General features: G+C 75.1%; 13 protein-coding genes. 4 read left to right on the top strand and 9 right to left on the bottom strand.

The window, feature by feature from the left end; translation table 11 throughout:
- Position 1 precedes the first annotated feature (1 nt).
- From ACI790_RS07010 to ACI790_RS06995, 4 genes are all read left to right on the top strand, one after another.
- Positions 2–595, top strand: coding sequence for a Jag family protein (locus tag ACI790_RS07010; protein WP_456569071.1), 594 nt, complete (start codon positions 2–4; stop codon positions 593–595).
- Positions 592–1,284, top strand: coding sequence for a 16S rRNA (guanine(527)-N(7))-methyltransferase RsmG (gene rsmG, locus ACI790_RS07005; RefSeq protein WP_456569070.1), 693 nt, complete (start codon positions 592–594; stop codon positions 1,282–1,284). Before ACI790_RS07010 ends, rsmG begins: the two co-directional genes overlap by 4 nt.
- Before the next feature lie 94 nt (positions 1,285–1,378).
- Positions 1,379–2,431, top strand: coding sequence for a ParA family protein (locus ACI790_RS07000; RefSeq protein ID WP_456569069.1), 1,053 nt, complete (start codon positions 1,379–1,381; stop codon positions 2,429–2,431).
- A 25-nt stretch (positions 2,432–2,456) separates the two neighbouring features.
- The gene (locus ACI790_RS06995; protein ID WP_456569068.1) at positions 2,457–3,515 is read left to right on the top strand and encodes a ParB/RepB/Spo0J family partition protein; all 1,059 of its coding nucleotides are present in this window, start codon (positions 2,457–2,459) and stop codon (positions 3,513–3,515) included.
- Positions 3,516–3,588: 73 nt separating this feature from the next.
- On the opposite strand, the gene ACI790_RS06990 is transcribed toward ACI790_RS06995, so the two are convergent.
- The 9 genes from ACI790_RS06990 to ACI790_RS06950 all read right to left on the bottom strand — a co-directional run bounded on the left by ACI790_RS06990 (position 3,589) and on the right by ACI790_RS06950 (position 15,809).
- Positions 3,589–4,584, bottom strand: a complete 996-nt coding sequence (locus ACI790_RS06990) for a D-alanine--D-alanine ligase family protein (protein WP_456569067.1) — start codon at positions 4,582–4,584, stop codon at positions 3,589–3,591.
- Positions 4,581–6,002 (bottom strand): aminotransferase-like domain-containing protein, encoded by a 1,422-nt coding sequence (locus tag ACI790_RS06985; protein ID WP_456569066.1) that lies wholly within the window; start codon positions 6,000–6,002, stop codon positions 4,581–4,583. Before ACI790_RS06985 ends, ACI790_RS06990 begins: the two co-directional genes overlap by 4 nt.
- Before the next feature lie 288 nt (positions 6,003–6,290).
- Entirely contained in the window at positions 6,291–7,388 is a 1,098-nt protein-coding gene (locus ACI790_RS06980) for an N-acetylmuramoyl-L-alanine amidase (protein ID WP_456569065.1), read from the bottom strand.
- A gap of 210 nt (positions 7,389–7,598) precedes the next feature.
- A complete protein-coding gene (gene trxA / locus ACI790_RS06975; protein ID WP_456569064.1) occupies positions 7,599–7,925 on the bottom strand; it encodes a thioredoxin in 327 nt (108 codons plus the stop codon).
- A gap of 127 nt (positions 7,926–8,052) precedes the next feature.
- Complete coding sequence (gene trxB / locus ACI790_RS06970) at positions 8,053–9,066, bottom strand: thioredoxin-disulfide reductase (protein WP_456569063.1); 1,014 nt, start codon at positions 9,064–9,066, stop codon at positions 8,053–8,055.
- A gap of 65 nt (positions 9,067–9,131) precedes the next feature.
- Positions 9,132–10,784 (bottom strand): hypothetical protein, encoded by a 1,653-nt coding sequence (locus ACI790_RS06965; RefSeq protein WP_456569198.1) that lies wholly within the window; start codon positions 10,782–10,784, stop codon positions 9,132–9,134.
- A gap of 80 nt (positions 10,785–10,864) precedes the next feature.
- Complete coding sequence (murJ, locus tag ACI790_RS06960; RefSeq protein ID WP_456569062.1) at positions 10,865–12,949, bottom strand: murein biosynthesis integral membrane protein MurJ; 2,085 nt, start codon at positions 12,947–12,949, stop codon at positions 10,865–10,867.
- Positions 12,946–15,336, bottom strand: coding sequence for a DUF6049 family protein (locus ACI790_RS06955; protein WP_456569061.1), 2,391 nt, complete (start codon positions 15,334–15,336; stop codon positions 12,946–12,948). The genes murJ and ACI790_RS06955 overlap by 4 nt, the downstream gene beginning before the upstream one ends.
- Positions 15,333–15,809, bottom strand: coding sequence for an NUDIX hydrolase (locus tag ACI790_RS06950; RefSeq protein WP_091930860.1), 477 nt, complete (start codon positions 15,807–15,809; stop codon positions 15,333–15,335). The genes ACI790_RS06955 and ACI790_RS06950 overlap by 4 nt, the downstream gene beginning before the upstream one ends.
- Between the last annotated feature and the right edge of the window lie 134 nt (positions 15,810–15,943).

Here is a 15,943-nt window from a genome sequence, read left to right as displayed (position 1 = left end):
CGTGAGTGCTCCGCAGCAGCCCGTGACAGAGAACCCGCCCGCCCTGCCCGACGCGGACGCCGCCAGCGACGACGCCGTCGTGGAGCCCGTCGACCTCGAGACGCGTGAGACGGACGGGGCCGGTGGGGCCGGCGACGACCTGCTGGTCCGGGAGGGAGACGTGGCCGGTGACTACCTGGAGCGCCTCCTCGACATCCTCGACGTCGACGGCGACATCGACCTCGACGTGGAGGGCGACCGGGCGTCGGTCGCGATCGTCGGCGGTCGGCTCTCCGACCTGGTCGGTCCCGACGGCGCCACCCTGGAGGCGCTGCAGGAGCTGACCCGGCTCGCCGTCGCCCAGTCCACCGGCGTGCGCAGCCGGTTGATGCTCGACGTCGGTGGCTACCGGGCCAAGCGCCGCGCCGACCTGACCGCCCTCGCCGGGGAGACCGCGCGCCGGGTCTCCGCCAGCGGTCAGCCCGAGCGGCTCAGCCCGATGAACCCGTTCGAGCGCAAGGTCGTCCACGACGTCATCGCGTCGGTCGCCGGCGTGCACAGCGAGTCGGAGGGCGAAGAGCCCAGCCGCCGCGTCGTGGTCCTGCCCGACAGGTGACCGACGGACGTCCGGCGCCGGGTGCGGCGGCCGTTCCGGCGGAGCCGGCCCCGCCCGCGCCGCCGGCCGCGGCCGCCGGCGTCTTCGGTGCGGCCCTGCCGGCGGCGCAGCGGTACGTCGCTCGCCTGGCCTCCGACGGGGTCACGCGCGGCCTCATCGGGCCCCGCGAGGTGCCCCGGCTGTGGGAGCGGCACGTGCTCAACAGCGCGGCCGTCGCCGAGGCGGTGCCGCAGGGTGCCCGCGTCGTCGACGTCGGCAGCGGCGCGGGCCTGCCGGGGATCCCCCTCGGTCTGGCCCGCCCGGACGTCGCGCTGACGCTGGTGGAGCCGATGGCCCGCCGGGTGGAGTTCCTCGAGGATGCGGTGGCGGACCTGGCCGGCACGTCGTCGTGGCGGGTCGTGCGCGGCCGGGCGGAGGACCGGGGAGTCGTGGCGGCGGTCGGCCGGGTGGACGTGGTCACCGCGCGCGCGGTCGCGCCGCTCCCCCGGCTCGTCGGCTGGTGCCGCGGTCTGCTCCGTCCGGGCGCCCAGCTGGTGGCCCTGGTGGGGTCCCGAGCCCTGGAGGAGCTCCCGGGCCTGCTGCCGGAACTGCGTGCTGCGGGAATGCGGGACATCGAGGCGCGGGCCGTCGGCGCATCCCTGGGAGACGCTGCCACTACCGTGGTGGTCATGACGCGTGGAGACCGGTGACGGCGCTCCCGTGCGCAGACCTGTTCCACGTGGAACAGGTGCAGCTACCCGACCCGTTCCACGTGAAACGCCGCCGGCAGAGGAAGGACCCGCGATGACCGACCCGGGCGAGCGGTTGCGCAGCAACCTCGCCGCAGACCAGTCGTCGACGCCGTCCTTCAGCACGACGGACTTCGACAGCCCGATCGCGATGGAGGCGCTGCGCGCCACCCGCGTGCTGCACGCGGCCGATCAGGAGCCCTTCCCGGCGCCCGGGCGGATCAGGGTCATCACCATCGCCAACCAGAAGGGCGGGGTCGGCAAGACCACGTCCACGGTGAACCTCGGGGTGGCGCTCGCCCTCTACGGGCTGCGCACGCTGGTGATCGACCTCGATCCCCAGGGGAACACCAGCACCGCCCTCGGGGTGGAGCACACCGTCGGCACCCCGAGCATCTACGACGCCCTCGTCGGCGACAGCACGATGTCCGAGGTCGTGCACCCGACGACGGCCAGCCCCAACCTGCTGTGCGTGCCCGCGACCATCGACCTGGCGGGCGCCGAGATCGAACTCGTCTCCGTCGTCGCGCGCGAGCACCGGCTGCGCCGCGCCATCGAGGCCTACGTCGCGGCGCTCCCCCGCGAGCGCCGGCCGCACTACGTGCTCATCGACTGCCCGCCGTCGCTGGGTCTGCTGACGCTCAACGCCCTCGTCGCCGGCGACGAGGTGCTCATCCCCATCCAGTGCGAGTACTACGCGCTCGAGGGTCTGGGTCAGCTGCTCAACAACATCGATCTGGTGCGGCAGCACCTCAACCCGGGGATCGCCGTCCGGACCATCCTCCTGACGATGTACGACGGGCGGACCAAGCTCGCCGACCAGGTGGCCGACGAGGTCCGGAACCACTTCGGCGAGCTCGTGCTCCGAGCGGTGATCCCCCGCAACGTCCGCGTCTCGGAGGCCCCCGGCTACGGGCAGTCCGTCCTCACCTACGACCCGGGGTCCCGCGGGTCGACCAGCTACGTGGAGGCGGCGCGCGAGCTCGCCCAGCGCGGCGTCGCCCTGCAGCCCTTCGACAGCGGAGCCGGCAGCAACGGGGCCACCCCGGTCGGCGCCCTCGCCTTCGGCGAGACATCGGTTCCCTTCCGCACCCAGGATCCCCAGTGAGCACCACTGCCAGCGAGGAGCAGTCATGACGAAGCGAGGCGGCCTGGGACGCGGGCTGGCGGCGCTGATCCCCACCGGGCCGCCGCCCACCCCTCCCCCGGTCGCCGCGCCGGCTTCGGCGCCCGAGGGACCGGACGGCGCCGGCCGGCCGGAGGAGCAGGGGACGGTCCCCGCGGCGGACGGGGCAGGTCAGCCGGAGCCGTCGTCCTCGCCGGTCAGCCTGGTCCCCGCACCTGCTGCCGCCCCGGAGAGCGACACGGTGGGGGTGCCCGGCGCGCAGCTCCGCGAGGTGGCGGTCGAGGACGTCGTCCCGAACCCCAAGCAGCCCCGGCAGGTCTTCGACGACGAGGCGCTGGAGGAGCTCACCCACAGCGTCCGGGAGTTCGGCCTGCTCCAGCCGATCGTCGTCCGCGAGGCGGCCGACGGCCGGTACGAGCTCATCATGGGCGAGCGCCGGCTGCGCGCGGCACGGGGGGCCGGGCTGGAGAGCGTGCCGGCGATCGTCCGGGACACCACCGACGACGCCATGCTGCGGGACGCCCTGCTGGAGAACATCCACCGCGTCCAGCTCAACCCGCTGGAGGAGGCCGCCGCCTACCAGCAGCTGCTGGAGGAGTTCGGCGCGACCCACGAGGAGCTGGCCCAGCGGATCGGCCGGAGCCGGTCGCAGGTCACCAACACCATCCGGCTGATGAAGCTGCCGGTGAAGGTGCAGACCCGGGTCGCCGCAGGCGTCATCTCCGCGGGCCACGCCCGTGCCCTGCTCGGGCTGCCCGACGCCGAGGCCCAGGACGCCCTGGCGACCCGCATCGTCGCCGAGGGGATGTCGGTCCGTGCGACGGAGGAGGCGGTGGCCATGGCCGCCGCCGAGCAGCCGACCGCCAAGCGCCGGGCCCGCAACATCAGCGCCCCGGGCGTGGAGGAGCTGGGCTCGCGGCTCTCGGACATGTTCGAGACCAAGGTGAAGATCCAGATCGGCCGGGCCAAGGGGAAGATCGTCGTCGAGTTCGGCTCGGTCGACGACCTGCAGCGGATCATCGGCGTCATGGCACCGGACATCACCGGACGCCGTCCGGACGCCTGAGAACCCCGTGATCACCGCGAACGGGCCGTTACGTCACTGACGTAACGGCCCGTTCGCGCAGTGGCTCCGCCGATCAGCCCCGGGCACCGGCCTGGCGGGCCAGCAGCCGGGCGAGGACGTCGCCGACCTCGTAACCGGCCGCCTCCACCGCCATGGGGAACATGGAGGTCTCGGTGAGGCCGGGGGAGACGTTGACCTCGAGGAAGTGGACGTCGCCGTCCGGGGTGATGATCGCGTCGGTCCGGGAGAGGTCGGCCAGCCCGAGCACCTCGTGCACCCGGACGGCCACCTCCGCGGCCCGGGCGGCGGCCGCGTCGGGGATGCGCGCGGGAGCGTGGTACTCGGTGAGCCCCGGGGTGTACCGGGAGGTGTAGTCGAAGACGCCGGACTCCGGCTCGATCTCCACGGCGGGCAGCGCCTCCGGGCCGTCACCGAGGTCGACGACGGCCAGGGCGACCTCCACGCCCTCGACGAACCGCTCGACCATCACGGTGTCGCCGTAGGCGAAGCAGCTCACCATGGCGGCGGGGAGGTCCTCCACCCGGCTGATCTTCTGCACGCCCAGGGCCGAGCCGCCCGAGGCCGGCTTCACCATGAGCGGCAGGCCCAGCCGGGCGACCATCAGGTCCAGCACCGCGCCGGCGCCCAGCTCGCGGAAGGTGCTGTGCGGGAGCGCGACCCAGTCCGGCGTCGTCACCCCGGCGGTCCGGACCACCGACTTCGCGGCGGGCTTGTCCCAGGCCAGGCGGCACGCGGCCGCGGGCGAGCCCACGTACGGCACCCCGGCCAGGTCGAGGACCGCGCGCAGGGCACCGTCCTCCCCCGTGGCGCCGTGCAGCGCGATGAACACCGCGTCGGCGGGCACGGCGGCCAGGCCGGGCAGCAGCTCGGCGTCGGCGTCGCGCAGCTCCGCGTCCACCCCGGCGCGGGTGAGCTCCTCGACCACCTGGGTGCCCGAGGAGAGGCTGACCTCGCGCTCGAAGGCGAGCCCACCGGCGAGGACGACGGCGCGCAGCGGCTCCGGCGAGGTGCCGGGGGCCGGTGCGGGCGCGGCGGCGGACTCGGTCATGCTCGGCCGTCCTCGTATCGGTCGCTGTTGGCCGGCCCGACCATGGACTCGGCGTCGTGGCCGGACCCCGCCCGGACGGCCCGGAACGTGCCGGTGTCGACCTTGTCGAAGGTGGAGTGCAGGTCCAGCTCGGCCTCGATGACGCGCGCCAGGCGGCGCACGCCCTCCCGGATCTGGTCGGGCTCGGGGTAGCAGTAGGACAGCCGCATGTACTCCTGGCCGCTGCCGTCGGCGTAGAAGCCGATCCCCGGCACGTAGGCCACGAGCGCACCCACCGCGCGGGGCTGCATGAGCTTGGCGTCCAGACCGGCCGGCAGCTTCAGCCAGACGTAGAACCCGCCGTGCGGGTGGGTCCAGGTGGTGCCGGCCGGCATCATCGCCTCGAGGGACTCCAGGCAGGCGTCCCGCCGCTCGCGGTACAGCTCGGTGAACAGCTTGATCTGCTCGCGCCACGGCTGGGTGTCCAGGTACCGGGCGACCGCGTACTGGGTCAGCGACGGCGGGCAGAGGACCTGCGCCTCGGTGGCCAGGACCAGCTTCTCCCGGACCGCCAGCGGGGCGAGCACCCAGCCGACGCGCAGCCCCGGCGAGAAGGTCTTGGAGAACGAGCCGAGGTAGATGACCCGCTGGGCGTCCCGGGCCCGCAGCGCGCGCATCGGCTCCTGCTCGAAGCCCAGCAGCCCGTAGGGGTTGTCCTCGATGATCAGCAGGTCCCAGCGCTCGGCGATCGCCATGATCGCCTCGCGGCGCGGCTCGGAGAGGGTGACGCCGGCCGGGTTGTGGAAGTTCGGCACCGTGTAGAGGAACTTCACCCGGTCGCCCGCGGCGCGGCAGGCGACCAGCGCCTCCTCGAGCGCCTCGGGGATCAGCCCGTCGTCGTCCATGGCGACGTGCCGGACGCGCGCCTCGGCCGACTGGAACACCCCCAGCGCACCCACGTAGGACGGCGCCTCGGCCAGGATCACGTCGCCGGGGTCGACGAAGACGCGGGTGACCAGGTCCAGGCCCTGCTGGGAGCCGACGGTGACGACGACCTCGCTGGGCGAGGCGTCGGTGATGCCCTCCAGCGCCATGACGTCGCAGATCCGCTCGCGCAGCCGCGGATCACCCTGACCCGAGCCGTACTGGAGCGTCTGCGCGCCCATCCCCGACACCAGGTCGCCGATCATCGAGCCGACGGCGTCCAGCGGGAGGGCGGTGACGGCGGGCATGCCGCCGGCGAGGGAGACGACCTCGGGCCGGCTCACCACGGAGAAGAGCGCCCGGATCTCCGAGGTCTTCATCCCGTGGGTGCGTGCTGCGTACCGGTCGGCCAGCGGGTCGAGCCGCGGATGCCGCGGCGCGGGATGGGGATGCGCACCAGGGTGCGCCCCCTGCTGTCCGGGACCGGCAGGCGTGCCGGGCGGGATGGTGGCCACCTACAGGAGTCTAAGCAGCCCCGGGTGACCGGCCGCGCGCAACACGTCAGAAGGACGGACTGTTCAGTCACGGTGCGGTGCGCAGGGTCACGCCGAGTGGGGCCCGGAGGGTCCCGCGCAGGCGTGACGGACGCGCTCGGCGCCACCGGGGGACGGCCGGTGGCCGCGGTGTCGTCCGGAGGACGACGATGCCATGGCGGAACCCTTCGGGCCGCACTCCTCGGACCGCCTCGCAGGGCGGCTCAGCCCGCGCCTCCGCAGACCCTTCGGGCGCACTCGGCGTGGGCGCTATGCCTTGCCGGGGAGGACGAAGGTGCCGGTGGCGGGGTCGGCCTCGGCCGGGAGGTAGAGCCGCTGGACGGCGGCCAGGACGCCGTGGGCGATGGCGCTGCGCACCCGCGCGTCGAGCAGGAGCAGCCGGTCGACCGGGTGCGAGAGGTAACCGCAGTCGAGCCGCACCGCGGGCATGCGGGTCATGCGCAGCAGGTCCCACGTCTTGGGGTGGGAACCGAGGTCGAGCATGCCGGTGCGGGCGACGATCTCGCGGCGCACCAGGTTGGCGAACTGCTCCCCCACGGTGGACGACGCCCCGGAGCCGGTGCCGTAGTAGTAGCTGGCGACGCCGCGGGCGTGCTCGGAGGTGTGGGCGTCCAGGTGGAGGGAGAGGAACAGGTCGGCGCGGGCATCGTTGGCGAAGGCGGTGCGTTCGGAGGGCGCGGGCGCCTGGCCGCGCCCCCGCGTGAGGTACACGGTGGCCCCCGCGGCGGCGAGCCGGCCCTCGATCCGCGAGGCGAGGTCGAAGACGAGGTCGGCCTCGGTGGTCTCGCCGGAGGTGGTGCCGGTGTCGGCGCCGCCGTGCCCGGCGTCCACGACGATCCGCCGTCCGATCAGGTGCGGCCCGCTCTCCACGAACGAGGCGCTCTGGCGCAGCAGCTGCGGCCGCCCACCGGTGACCTTGCGACCCAGCTGTCGCAGGGCACGCAGCGTGGCGGGCCCGCAGGTGCCGTCGGAGGTGAGGCCGTAGTCGCGCTGGAACGCCCGCAGACCGGTCTCGGTCTCCGGACCCAGGATCCCGTCGGCGCGGCCGGCGTCGTAGCCGAGCTCGAGCAGCCGCTCCTGCAGGTTGGTCACGTCGTCGCCGCGCATGGGGCGCTCGGGGTCGAAGCGCAGCAGCCGGTCGCCCAACGACCAGCGGGCCTCGCTGAGCGCCCGGTAGGTCTCCTCGCCGACCCGTCCGTCCACGGACAGGCCGCGCACCTGCTGGAAGTGGCGGACGGCCAGCTCGGTCCCGGCGTCGTACTCGGCCGACTCGAGGCCCGGGTCCGCCCCGTCCGCGGCGGCGGGGAGGAGGCCGAGACTGCGGAGGGCGGCGTGCACGTCGGCCACGGCCGGTCCGCGGTCCCCGAGCCTCAGGGGCTGCATGCGGCTGTCGGTTCCCATGGTGTCACCGATTGTCGTCCCTCCCGCCGCGGACGGCGCACCCGGGGCGCGCGGTGCTCCCCCGGGAACGCCGAAGGCCCACCCGTCCGGTGGACGGGTGGGCCTTCGGTCGCACGGAACGTGACCGCGTCGCGCTCAGGCGACGGGGATCGTCGCTCAGATGTAGTCGGCGAGGTCGTTCAGGATGGCGCCCTTGGGCTTGGCGCCGATGATGCTCTTGACCGGCTTGCCGCCCTGGAAGACCGTCATGGTGGGGATCGACATGACCTGGTAGTCGCGGGCGATCTGCGGGTTCTCGTCGATGTTGAGCTTGGCGATGGTGAGCTTGTCGCCGTGCTCGGAGGCGATCTCCTCCAGCACGGGGGCGACCATCTTGCACGGCCCGCACCACTCCGCCCAGAAGTCGACGAGCACGGGCTTGTCGCTGCCCAGCACGTCGGTGGCGAAGCTGGCGTCGGTGACCGTCACGGTGTTGCCTGCCATGGTCGTTCTCCCTCTCGGTCGACTGGCTCGTTGGTGGCGCTGACGAGGTGCCCGCGGGGATAACCGCTCGAACCAGCCGGTTATGCCCGGCGCGGGCCGCCTCGTGCGGGAAGGCCGGGGTCCTTCCTCAGCGCTCGTCGAAGGTCTCGGCGAGCCACCGCTCGGCGTCGATCGCGGCGGCGGCACCGGTGCCGGCCGACGTGATCGCCTGGCGGTAGATGTGGTCGACGACGTCGCCGCAGGCGAACACGCCGTCGATGTTGGTGCGGGTGGTCGGGTGGTCCACCTTGATGTAGCCCTCGTCGTCCAGCTTCAGCTGGCCGGCGAACAGCTCGCTGCGCGGGTCGTGCCCGATGGCGAGGAACATGCCGGTCACCGGCATCTGCTCGGTCGCCCCGGTGGCGATGTCGGTCAGCTGGACGGCGGAGACGGTGGCATCGCCGATCACGTCGGTGACCTGCTTGCCGAGCGCCCAGCGGATCTTCTCGTTGTCCTGCGCCCGCTTCTGCATGATCTTCGAGGCGCGCAGCTCCTCGCGGCGGTGCACGACGGTGACCGTCTTGGCGAACCGGGTGAGGAAGGTGGCCTCCTCCATCGCCGAGTCGCCCCCGCCCACGACCACGATGTCCTGGTCGCGGAAGAAGAAGCCGTCGCAGGTGGCGCAGGCCGAGACGCCGCGGCCGAGCAGCCGCTGCTCGTTGTCCAGGCCCAGGTACCGGTACTTGGAGCCGGTGGCCACGATCACGGCGTGCGCGCGGTGGACGGTGTCGCCGACCTTGACGATCTTCGGCTCGGCGGTGAGGTCGACCTCGGTCACGTCGGAGGGCACCAGCTCGGCCCCGAAGCGCTCGGCCTGGGTGCGCATGTCGTCCATGAGCTGCGGGCCCTGGATGCCCTCGGGGAAGCCGGGGAAGTTCTCGACCTCGGTGGTCGTCATGAGCGCGCCACCGAACTGCGAACCCTCGAACACCAGCGGGTGCAGGTTCGCGCGGGCCGCGTAGGTCGCCGCGGTGTAGCCGGCGGGGCCGGACCCGATGATGATCAGGTCGCGGACGCCGTCGTGCTCGGCCGGCGGGATCACCGGGTGCGTCACCTCGCCGGTGGTCACGGCGGGGCCGGGGGTCGGCTGGTCTGTCGTCACGGGCGGCACAACCTCCGATCGTAGGTACGGCATTCCCTCGCCGAGGGCGGCCCCCCGGACGAGGGTCAGCCCGCGGTGCGGACGTCGACCTCGGCCAGCTCCGCGGAGAACCCGTCGGGTCCGTCGACCAGCCCGGTGATCCACACCAGCACGTAGCGGGCGGTGACCGGCTCGTCGAAGGCGAGGTCGGTGCTCTCGGTGAGCGTGCCGGCGGCGGCGACGGCGAAGTCGTCCAGCGCGGCGTCGGCCGATTCACCGGTGCGAACCTCGACGGTGGCACCGGGCACCGGCGTCTGCACGGTGACGCCGGAGAGCTCCTGCGCGTCGCCGAGGTCGTAGACGACGCCGACGCCGGGCTTGAGGTTGCCGAAGGCCGGGGAGCCCCGGTAGGTCAGCGTGGACCAACCGGTCGCGGGGTCCCCGTCGTAGGACAGCGGCACGTCCCCGTCGTTCTCCGGCTCGCCGTCGCCGAAGGGGTCGAACACCTCGGCGGAGCTGATGGCGGCGGTCGCACCCGGCTCGGGCGCCGGCTCGTCCGCGCCGCCGTCGGCCACCGGGGCGCTGGTCGCGGGCGGGGTCGAGCCGTCGATCTCCTCGTCGACCGAGTTGGTGACCGACAGCACGCTGGAGCCGAACCACCAGGCCAGCGCGATGACCACGACCAGGGCGAGCAGCGGGAGGCCGACGACGACCAGCCTGCGCCTGCGGGCGGCGTCCTCGTCGACGTCGTCCTCGGCCGGGTAGCCGTCGTACTCGTCGTCGCGCGCACCGTCGCCGTGCAGGACGCCGAAGGGCTCCTCGTCCCTGCCCGGAGCGGGCGGGAACGACGCGGGACCGGCCGCGATGGTGTCGCCGCCCAGCACGGCGGCGGGCAGCGGAGAGCCGTCCACGACGGACCGTCCCCGCGGGACGGGGGGCAGCGTGCCGGGCTCGAGCCGCACCGGGGCACCGGCGTCGCGGCGGCGGCGCCGGCGACCACCGTCGGTGTCGTCGGTCCGGTTCGGGTGGAGGTTCTGCGTGGTGCCGGCGCGCGACCGCTCGCCGAGCAGGGCCGCCATGGCGGCGACGCTGGAGAGCCCCTGGCCGGGGGCGGTGGACCGGGCGCGGCGGGCGAGGGCCACCAGGTCGGACGGGCCGGTCATCGGCCCGGCGCCGGGCCCGACACCGGTCAGGCAGGCCTCCAGCAGCTCGCCGAGGGCGGTGATGTCGCCCTCGACCGTGCCGGCGGCCGCGGGCACGGCCCGCAGCCCCACCAGCCCGTTGGGCCGCAGCACGACGTTCTCCAGGGAGAGCCCGCCCACGGCCAGGCCCACGCGGTGCGCCTCGGCCACGCCCTCGGCCAGCCGCCGGAGGACCAGCCGCACCTCGCGCTCGGGCATCGGACCGGAGCTGAGCCGGTCGCCGAGGGTCTCGCCGTCGATCCACTCGTTGACGACGTAGGCCGCGCCGCCGGGGGACTGCGGGTCGCCGCTGCCCTCCGAGGCGTCGTAGACCATGGCCAGCGCGGGGGTGGCCAGCCCGCCGGCGGTGAGCGCGCGGGTGATCCAGGCGTGCGCGGCGGGGCCGGCCGGGATGTGCACCCGGATCGCGACGTCGCGGTTGAGGACGCGGTCCTTGGCCCGCCAGCTCTGGATGACGCCGGTCGGGGTGGTCTCGTCGGGACCGATCTGGTCCAGTGGGCGGTAGCGATCGGGCAGGCCGGTGGTCGTGGACGCCATCGACACTGTCGACTCCCTGTGCTGCTCGGGCCGCCGAGGCGGACGCTCCGGCACGGTCGGCTCCGGCCGGGGGTCTCCGGTCACCTGCGTCCCAGCCGGGCCCTGACCGCAGCCAGGGGCTCCCGGAGCTCCGGAACGCGGGCCACCACCAGACCGACCAGTGCGACGCCGCTGACGACCACGGTACCGATGAGCACCTGCAGGAGCGACCCTGTGGTGGAGCGTCCGAGCAGGTCGTCGGTCACGATCCGGACAAGACCGCCGACCAGGCCGGCCGCCAGCGCCACCGCGGCGATCCGGGCGAGCGGGCCGAACGTCTCCCGGGTCCGCAGGCCCCCGAACCGGCGGCGCAGCGCGAGGTCGCCGATGATCCAGCCCGCCACGTAGGTGAGGCTGGTGACGAGCATCAGCCCGGCCACGACCAGCTCCGGCTCGACGACCACCGGGACGAGCACCAGCAGCGGCACCCGGACGGCGACCATGCCGATCTGGATGAGCGTGGGCGTGCGGGCGTCCTTCATGGCGTAGAAGACCCGCAGCTGCAGCAGCGTCACCGCCATCGGCAGCAGGCCGAAGGCGCCGACGGCCAGCGCGGTGCCGATCGCCTGCGCCTCGTCCACCGACGTGTTGCCACGGGCGAAGGCCAGCACGCCCAGGGGCGGGCCGAGGACGGTCAGCACGGCGGTGACCGGCAGCAGGCCGAGCGCCGACAGCCGGGTGCCGAGGGAGAGGTCCTCGACCACGCCCGGCACGTCGTGTCGCGCCGCCGCCCGGCTCATCCGGGGCACCAGCGCCGTCAGCAGGGCGACGCCGATGATCCCGTAGGGCATCTGGAACAGCAGGCTGGCGTACTGGAACGCGGTGGAGCCCAGGCCGCCGTCGCGCTGGGCCGCGTTGGCGGTCCGAAGCGCCACCACGACGCCGATCTGGCTCACGGCCACGTAGCCGATCACCCACAGCCCGAGGGCCCCGGCCTCCCGCAGGCCGGTGTCCCGCAGCCCCCAGCGGGGCCGCAGCGGCACGCCGGCCTTGCGCAGCAGCGGGACGAGCACGACGGCCTGGAGCACGATGCCGAGCACCGTGCCGACGCCCAGCAGCCACACCAGCCCCGGGGCGATGGTGCCCGGCTCGAGGGCGCCGGGGCCGCTCGCCACGAGGAACGCCAGGCCGGTGGCGATCACCACGAGGTTGTTGAGGACCGGCGCCCAGGCCGGTGGGCCGAAGACGCCACGGGAGTTGAGGATCGCCTGGGCGAAGGCGCCCAGCCCGTAGAAGACGATCTCGACCAGCAGGATGCGGGCCAGCCAGTTGGCCACCCGGTACTGCTCGGGGTCCTCGTCCAGGCCGAGGAGCGAGGTCAGCAGCGGCACGGCGAGGATCGCCAGCACCGTCATGACCACCAGGCCGGTCATGGCGATGGTGGCCAGCCGCTGGGCGTACCCGACGCCGTCGTCCCGGTCGCGTTCCTGCGCGTGCACCAGCAGCGGCACGATCACCGACGTCAGGACGCCGCCGAGCAGCAGTTCGTAGACGATGTTCGGCAGCGTGTTGACGGTGTTGTACGCGTCGGCGAACAGGCCGACGCCGAGGGCGGCGGCGAGCACCATGGTGCGCAGCAGGCCGGTGACCCGGGAGACCAGCGTGGCGACGGCCATCGTGCCGGCCGCCCGCAGGATGCCCCCGCTCGCGCCGGGCGCGCCCTCCCGCCGCTCGACGTCCTCGTCCGTCTCCTGCACCGCGCGCGGCACCGGCGGGAGCACCGGCATCGGGAAGACCTGGGTCTCGTCCGCGGCCGGCACCCAGCGGTGCCGCACCGTCGGCAGCGGTGGCACGGGGGTGGCCGCGCGGGCCGGGGCCGACCGGCCCGCCGGCGGCGGGACCGGCGGCAGCGGGGGCCGGGCGGGCGGGGGAACGGCCCCGTCGACGACGGCACCCGCGGGCCCGCCGTCGGCAGCTGGCGGCGCGGCGAACACCGCGTCGCTCGGCGGGGTCGCCAGGTAGGGGGCCGGCGGCAGGGGGGACGGGGAACCCCAGGGGCGCCGCCCCGCGGGCGCGCGGGTCGGCGCAGGGGGCGGGGGGAGGCGGACGGGTCCGGCGCGGTCGGGGGCCCCGGCGCCCCCCGGCGTCGCCGCGCCGTCGCCGGTGGTCTCGGGCCGGTCGCTCACACCGGGCTCCGGGTGGGCGGCGTGGACAGGCCGGCCGGCGCCGGGCCGGTTCCCGCGTCGGCGGCTGCGGTCCCGCGGCGGCGGAGCACGAAGTGCACGAGGCGGCGGAGGAACAGCAGGCCCAGCAGCGCGGCGGCCCCGATCGTGATGGACAGCGAGATCGGGCCGTACGCCGTGCTCTTCACCTGCATCTCCACGAGGTCCCCGAGCGGGCTGCCCGACGGCGTCGTCACCTGGGCGGTCACCGCGAACCCGCCCGAGCGGCTCAGCTCGGTGGGCACCTGGAGCGTGGTGCGCTGCTCCGGCGCCAGGGTCTGCACGCCGATGTCCCCCACGGTCAGGCCCCGGTTGCCCGGCGTCTCGACGCGGAGGCGGACCTGCACCGGGAAGGGCAGCGGGTTGTCCACCGTCAGCACGAGGGGGGCGTCGCTGGAGGCCAGGCTGTACGTGCCGTCCACCGGGGCGACGACGGTGACCCGCTCGCGCAGCCGCGCCAGGGTGGCCCGGGCGTCCGCGGCGGCCTGGACGAACTGCTCCGGCTCCTCGCGCCAGAGGACGGAGGCGGCGCGGGCGATGCCGGCGTCGTAGGAGCGCAGCGCCTGGTCGGCGTCCCCGGCCACCGCAGCGGCGAGGTCGTCCCGCGCGGCGACGGCGGCGCCGAGAGTGGCCATACCCGCGCCGTCCAGGCCGGTCCGCTCGTCGGGGAGAGCCAGCGATCCGGCGTCCGCCGCGGGGACGTCGCCCAGCGCCGCCACGCTGCCCGCGCGCAGCCACGGCAGGCCGGCGGTGTCGGAGATCATGGCGCCGGCACCCTCCAGCCCCGCCTCGACGTCGCGCGGCGGCGCGACCAGCACGGTCTGCTCGCTGCCCGGCGGCGCCTGGAGGGTGAGGGCGGCCAGCTCGGCCAGGTAGCGCTGCTCGGCGATGCGCGGCCCCCCGGCGGTCACCTGGGCCGCGCCCACGACGGCGCTCAGCGCGGGGTCGGCGACCAGCACGTCCAGCGGCTCCTCCCCGGTGGCCACGGCGGTGCGGGCCACCGCGTCGGACCCGTCCAGGCCCACGGCGGAGCCGCCCTCGGTGAGCGCGCCGCTGCCGAGGACCACCCGGTCGATGCCGCCGGCCCGCAGGGTCGCGAGCGTCTCCGGGTCGTAGGCGCCGTCCGGGGCCCAGGCCAGGTCGGTGGCGGGCGCGACGTCGAGCACCCGCGCCAGGATCTCGGCGCCGGCGCCCGTGGTGGGCTGGTTCCCCGGATCGGCCGGCGGCGCGGTGCTCTCCGCCGCCGGGTCGACCACGACCGGGGGTGGGCCGATCGGGTCCTGCGCCGTGCCCTCCGGCGTGCCCGGCAGGCTGCGGGTGACGACCGCCGGCAGCCCGGCGGCCTGCAGGCCGTCGGCGTCGACGTCGCCGTAGGGCAGGGCCACGACCGGGCGGGACGCTGCGGCCGCGCGCAGTCGGGCCAGGAACGCCTGGGCCGCCTCGGTCCCGGTCCCGGCGTCGGCGACCCCGGCGACGGCGTAGGGCCCCTCGGCCATGAGCGCGAGCTCCTCCACCAGCGCCGGGTCGATCGCCAGGGTGACCGGCAGCGACGCCGCGGGCCCGGTTCCCCCGTCGGCCGGGCCCGCGGGCAGCCGCTCGACGACGGCCAGGGCGCGGTCGAGCCGCCCGCCCGCGCTGATCGCCCCGGTGAGCTCGTCGTCGACGAAGTCGCCGGGGGCGTCGCGGTGGCTGCGCTCGGACAGCGGCCACAGCCAGGCGACCGTGGTGCGCGAGGAGGGGACGACGGGCTGCTGCACCAGGAAGGTCGCCAGCTCCCCCACCCGGCGCTCCTGGTCGCCGGCGACGGTGCCGTTGACGTTGAACAGGACCGGGTAGACGCCGTCCTGCTCGAGCCGCAGCTCGGCGGAGTCCAGCGTGTAGCTGAACTCGGTGCTGCCGCCGGGACGCAGCTCGCCGGGCAGCGGCGTGAAGGCGGGCTGCACGGCCGTGGCCGGATCGGGGTCGCTCAGCGCCTCGGCGAGCGCGGGGCGGTCGGTGCGGACCTCCCCGCGCTGCAGCCGCACGGCCAGGTCGGTGATCGGCTCGGTGCCGGTGTTGGTCAGCGTGCCGGTCACGGTGACGAGGGATCCGGGGGTCACCGTGCGGGGCTCGAACCGGGCCACGTCGATGCGCACCGGGCGGTCGGCGTCGGCCGCGTCGGCCGGGGCCGCGGTGCCGGGCGCCGCGACCGCCGGGGCGAGCCCGGCGCCCGGAGCCAGCAGCGGCCCGCCGAGCACCAGGCTGCCGGCCAGCAGCGGGGCGAGCGCGGCCGCGCGCCGGGCGGCACCCGGCCGGGCGGGCGCGTCGGCGGCGGGGCGGCCGCCGGCGCGGGCGGCAGCCGGCCGCGTCACGCGCTGTCGGCCAGGAGTCCGGGCGCGCGCTCGACGAGTGCCCGCTCGTCGGCGTAGGCCAGCCGGGTGCTCAGCTCCTCCAGCGGGACCCAGGCGACCTCGGTGACCTCGACGTCGGCGTCGGAGAGGGCGCCGCCGACGGCTCGCAGGAGGAAGTGGTGCACCGTCTTGTGCACGCGGCGGCCCTCGGCGACGAACCAGAAGTCGATGATCCCGAGCGGGGCGACCACCTCGCCGATGATCCCGGTCTCCTCGGCCACCTCGCGGACGGCGGTGTCCTCGGGGGTCTCACCGGCCTCGATGTGCCCCTTGGGCAGGGACCAGAGCAGCCGGCCGCGGCGGTCCGTGCGGCCGATCAGGGCGGCACGGGGCCCGGTCACCCCGTCGTCGGCCACCACCAGGCCCCCGGCGGAGGTCTCGTCGACCCGGCGCAGCCGGCGGCCCGGGCGCCCTCGCCCGCCCGTCCCAGCCATGCCAGGAGGGTAGCGCGAGTCCGGCGACAGCCCAGGGAGCATCGCAGCGAGGAACGAGCGAGGAGCGGACCGGCGCGGAGTCGGACCGGTGTGCACAGCGGGCGGCAGCCCAGGGAGCATCGGCGCGGGCCCCG

Source organism: Blastococcus sp. SYSU DS0539, assembly GCF_054050855.1.
This window is presented reverse-complemented; position numbering and strand designations above follow the sequence as displayed.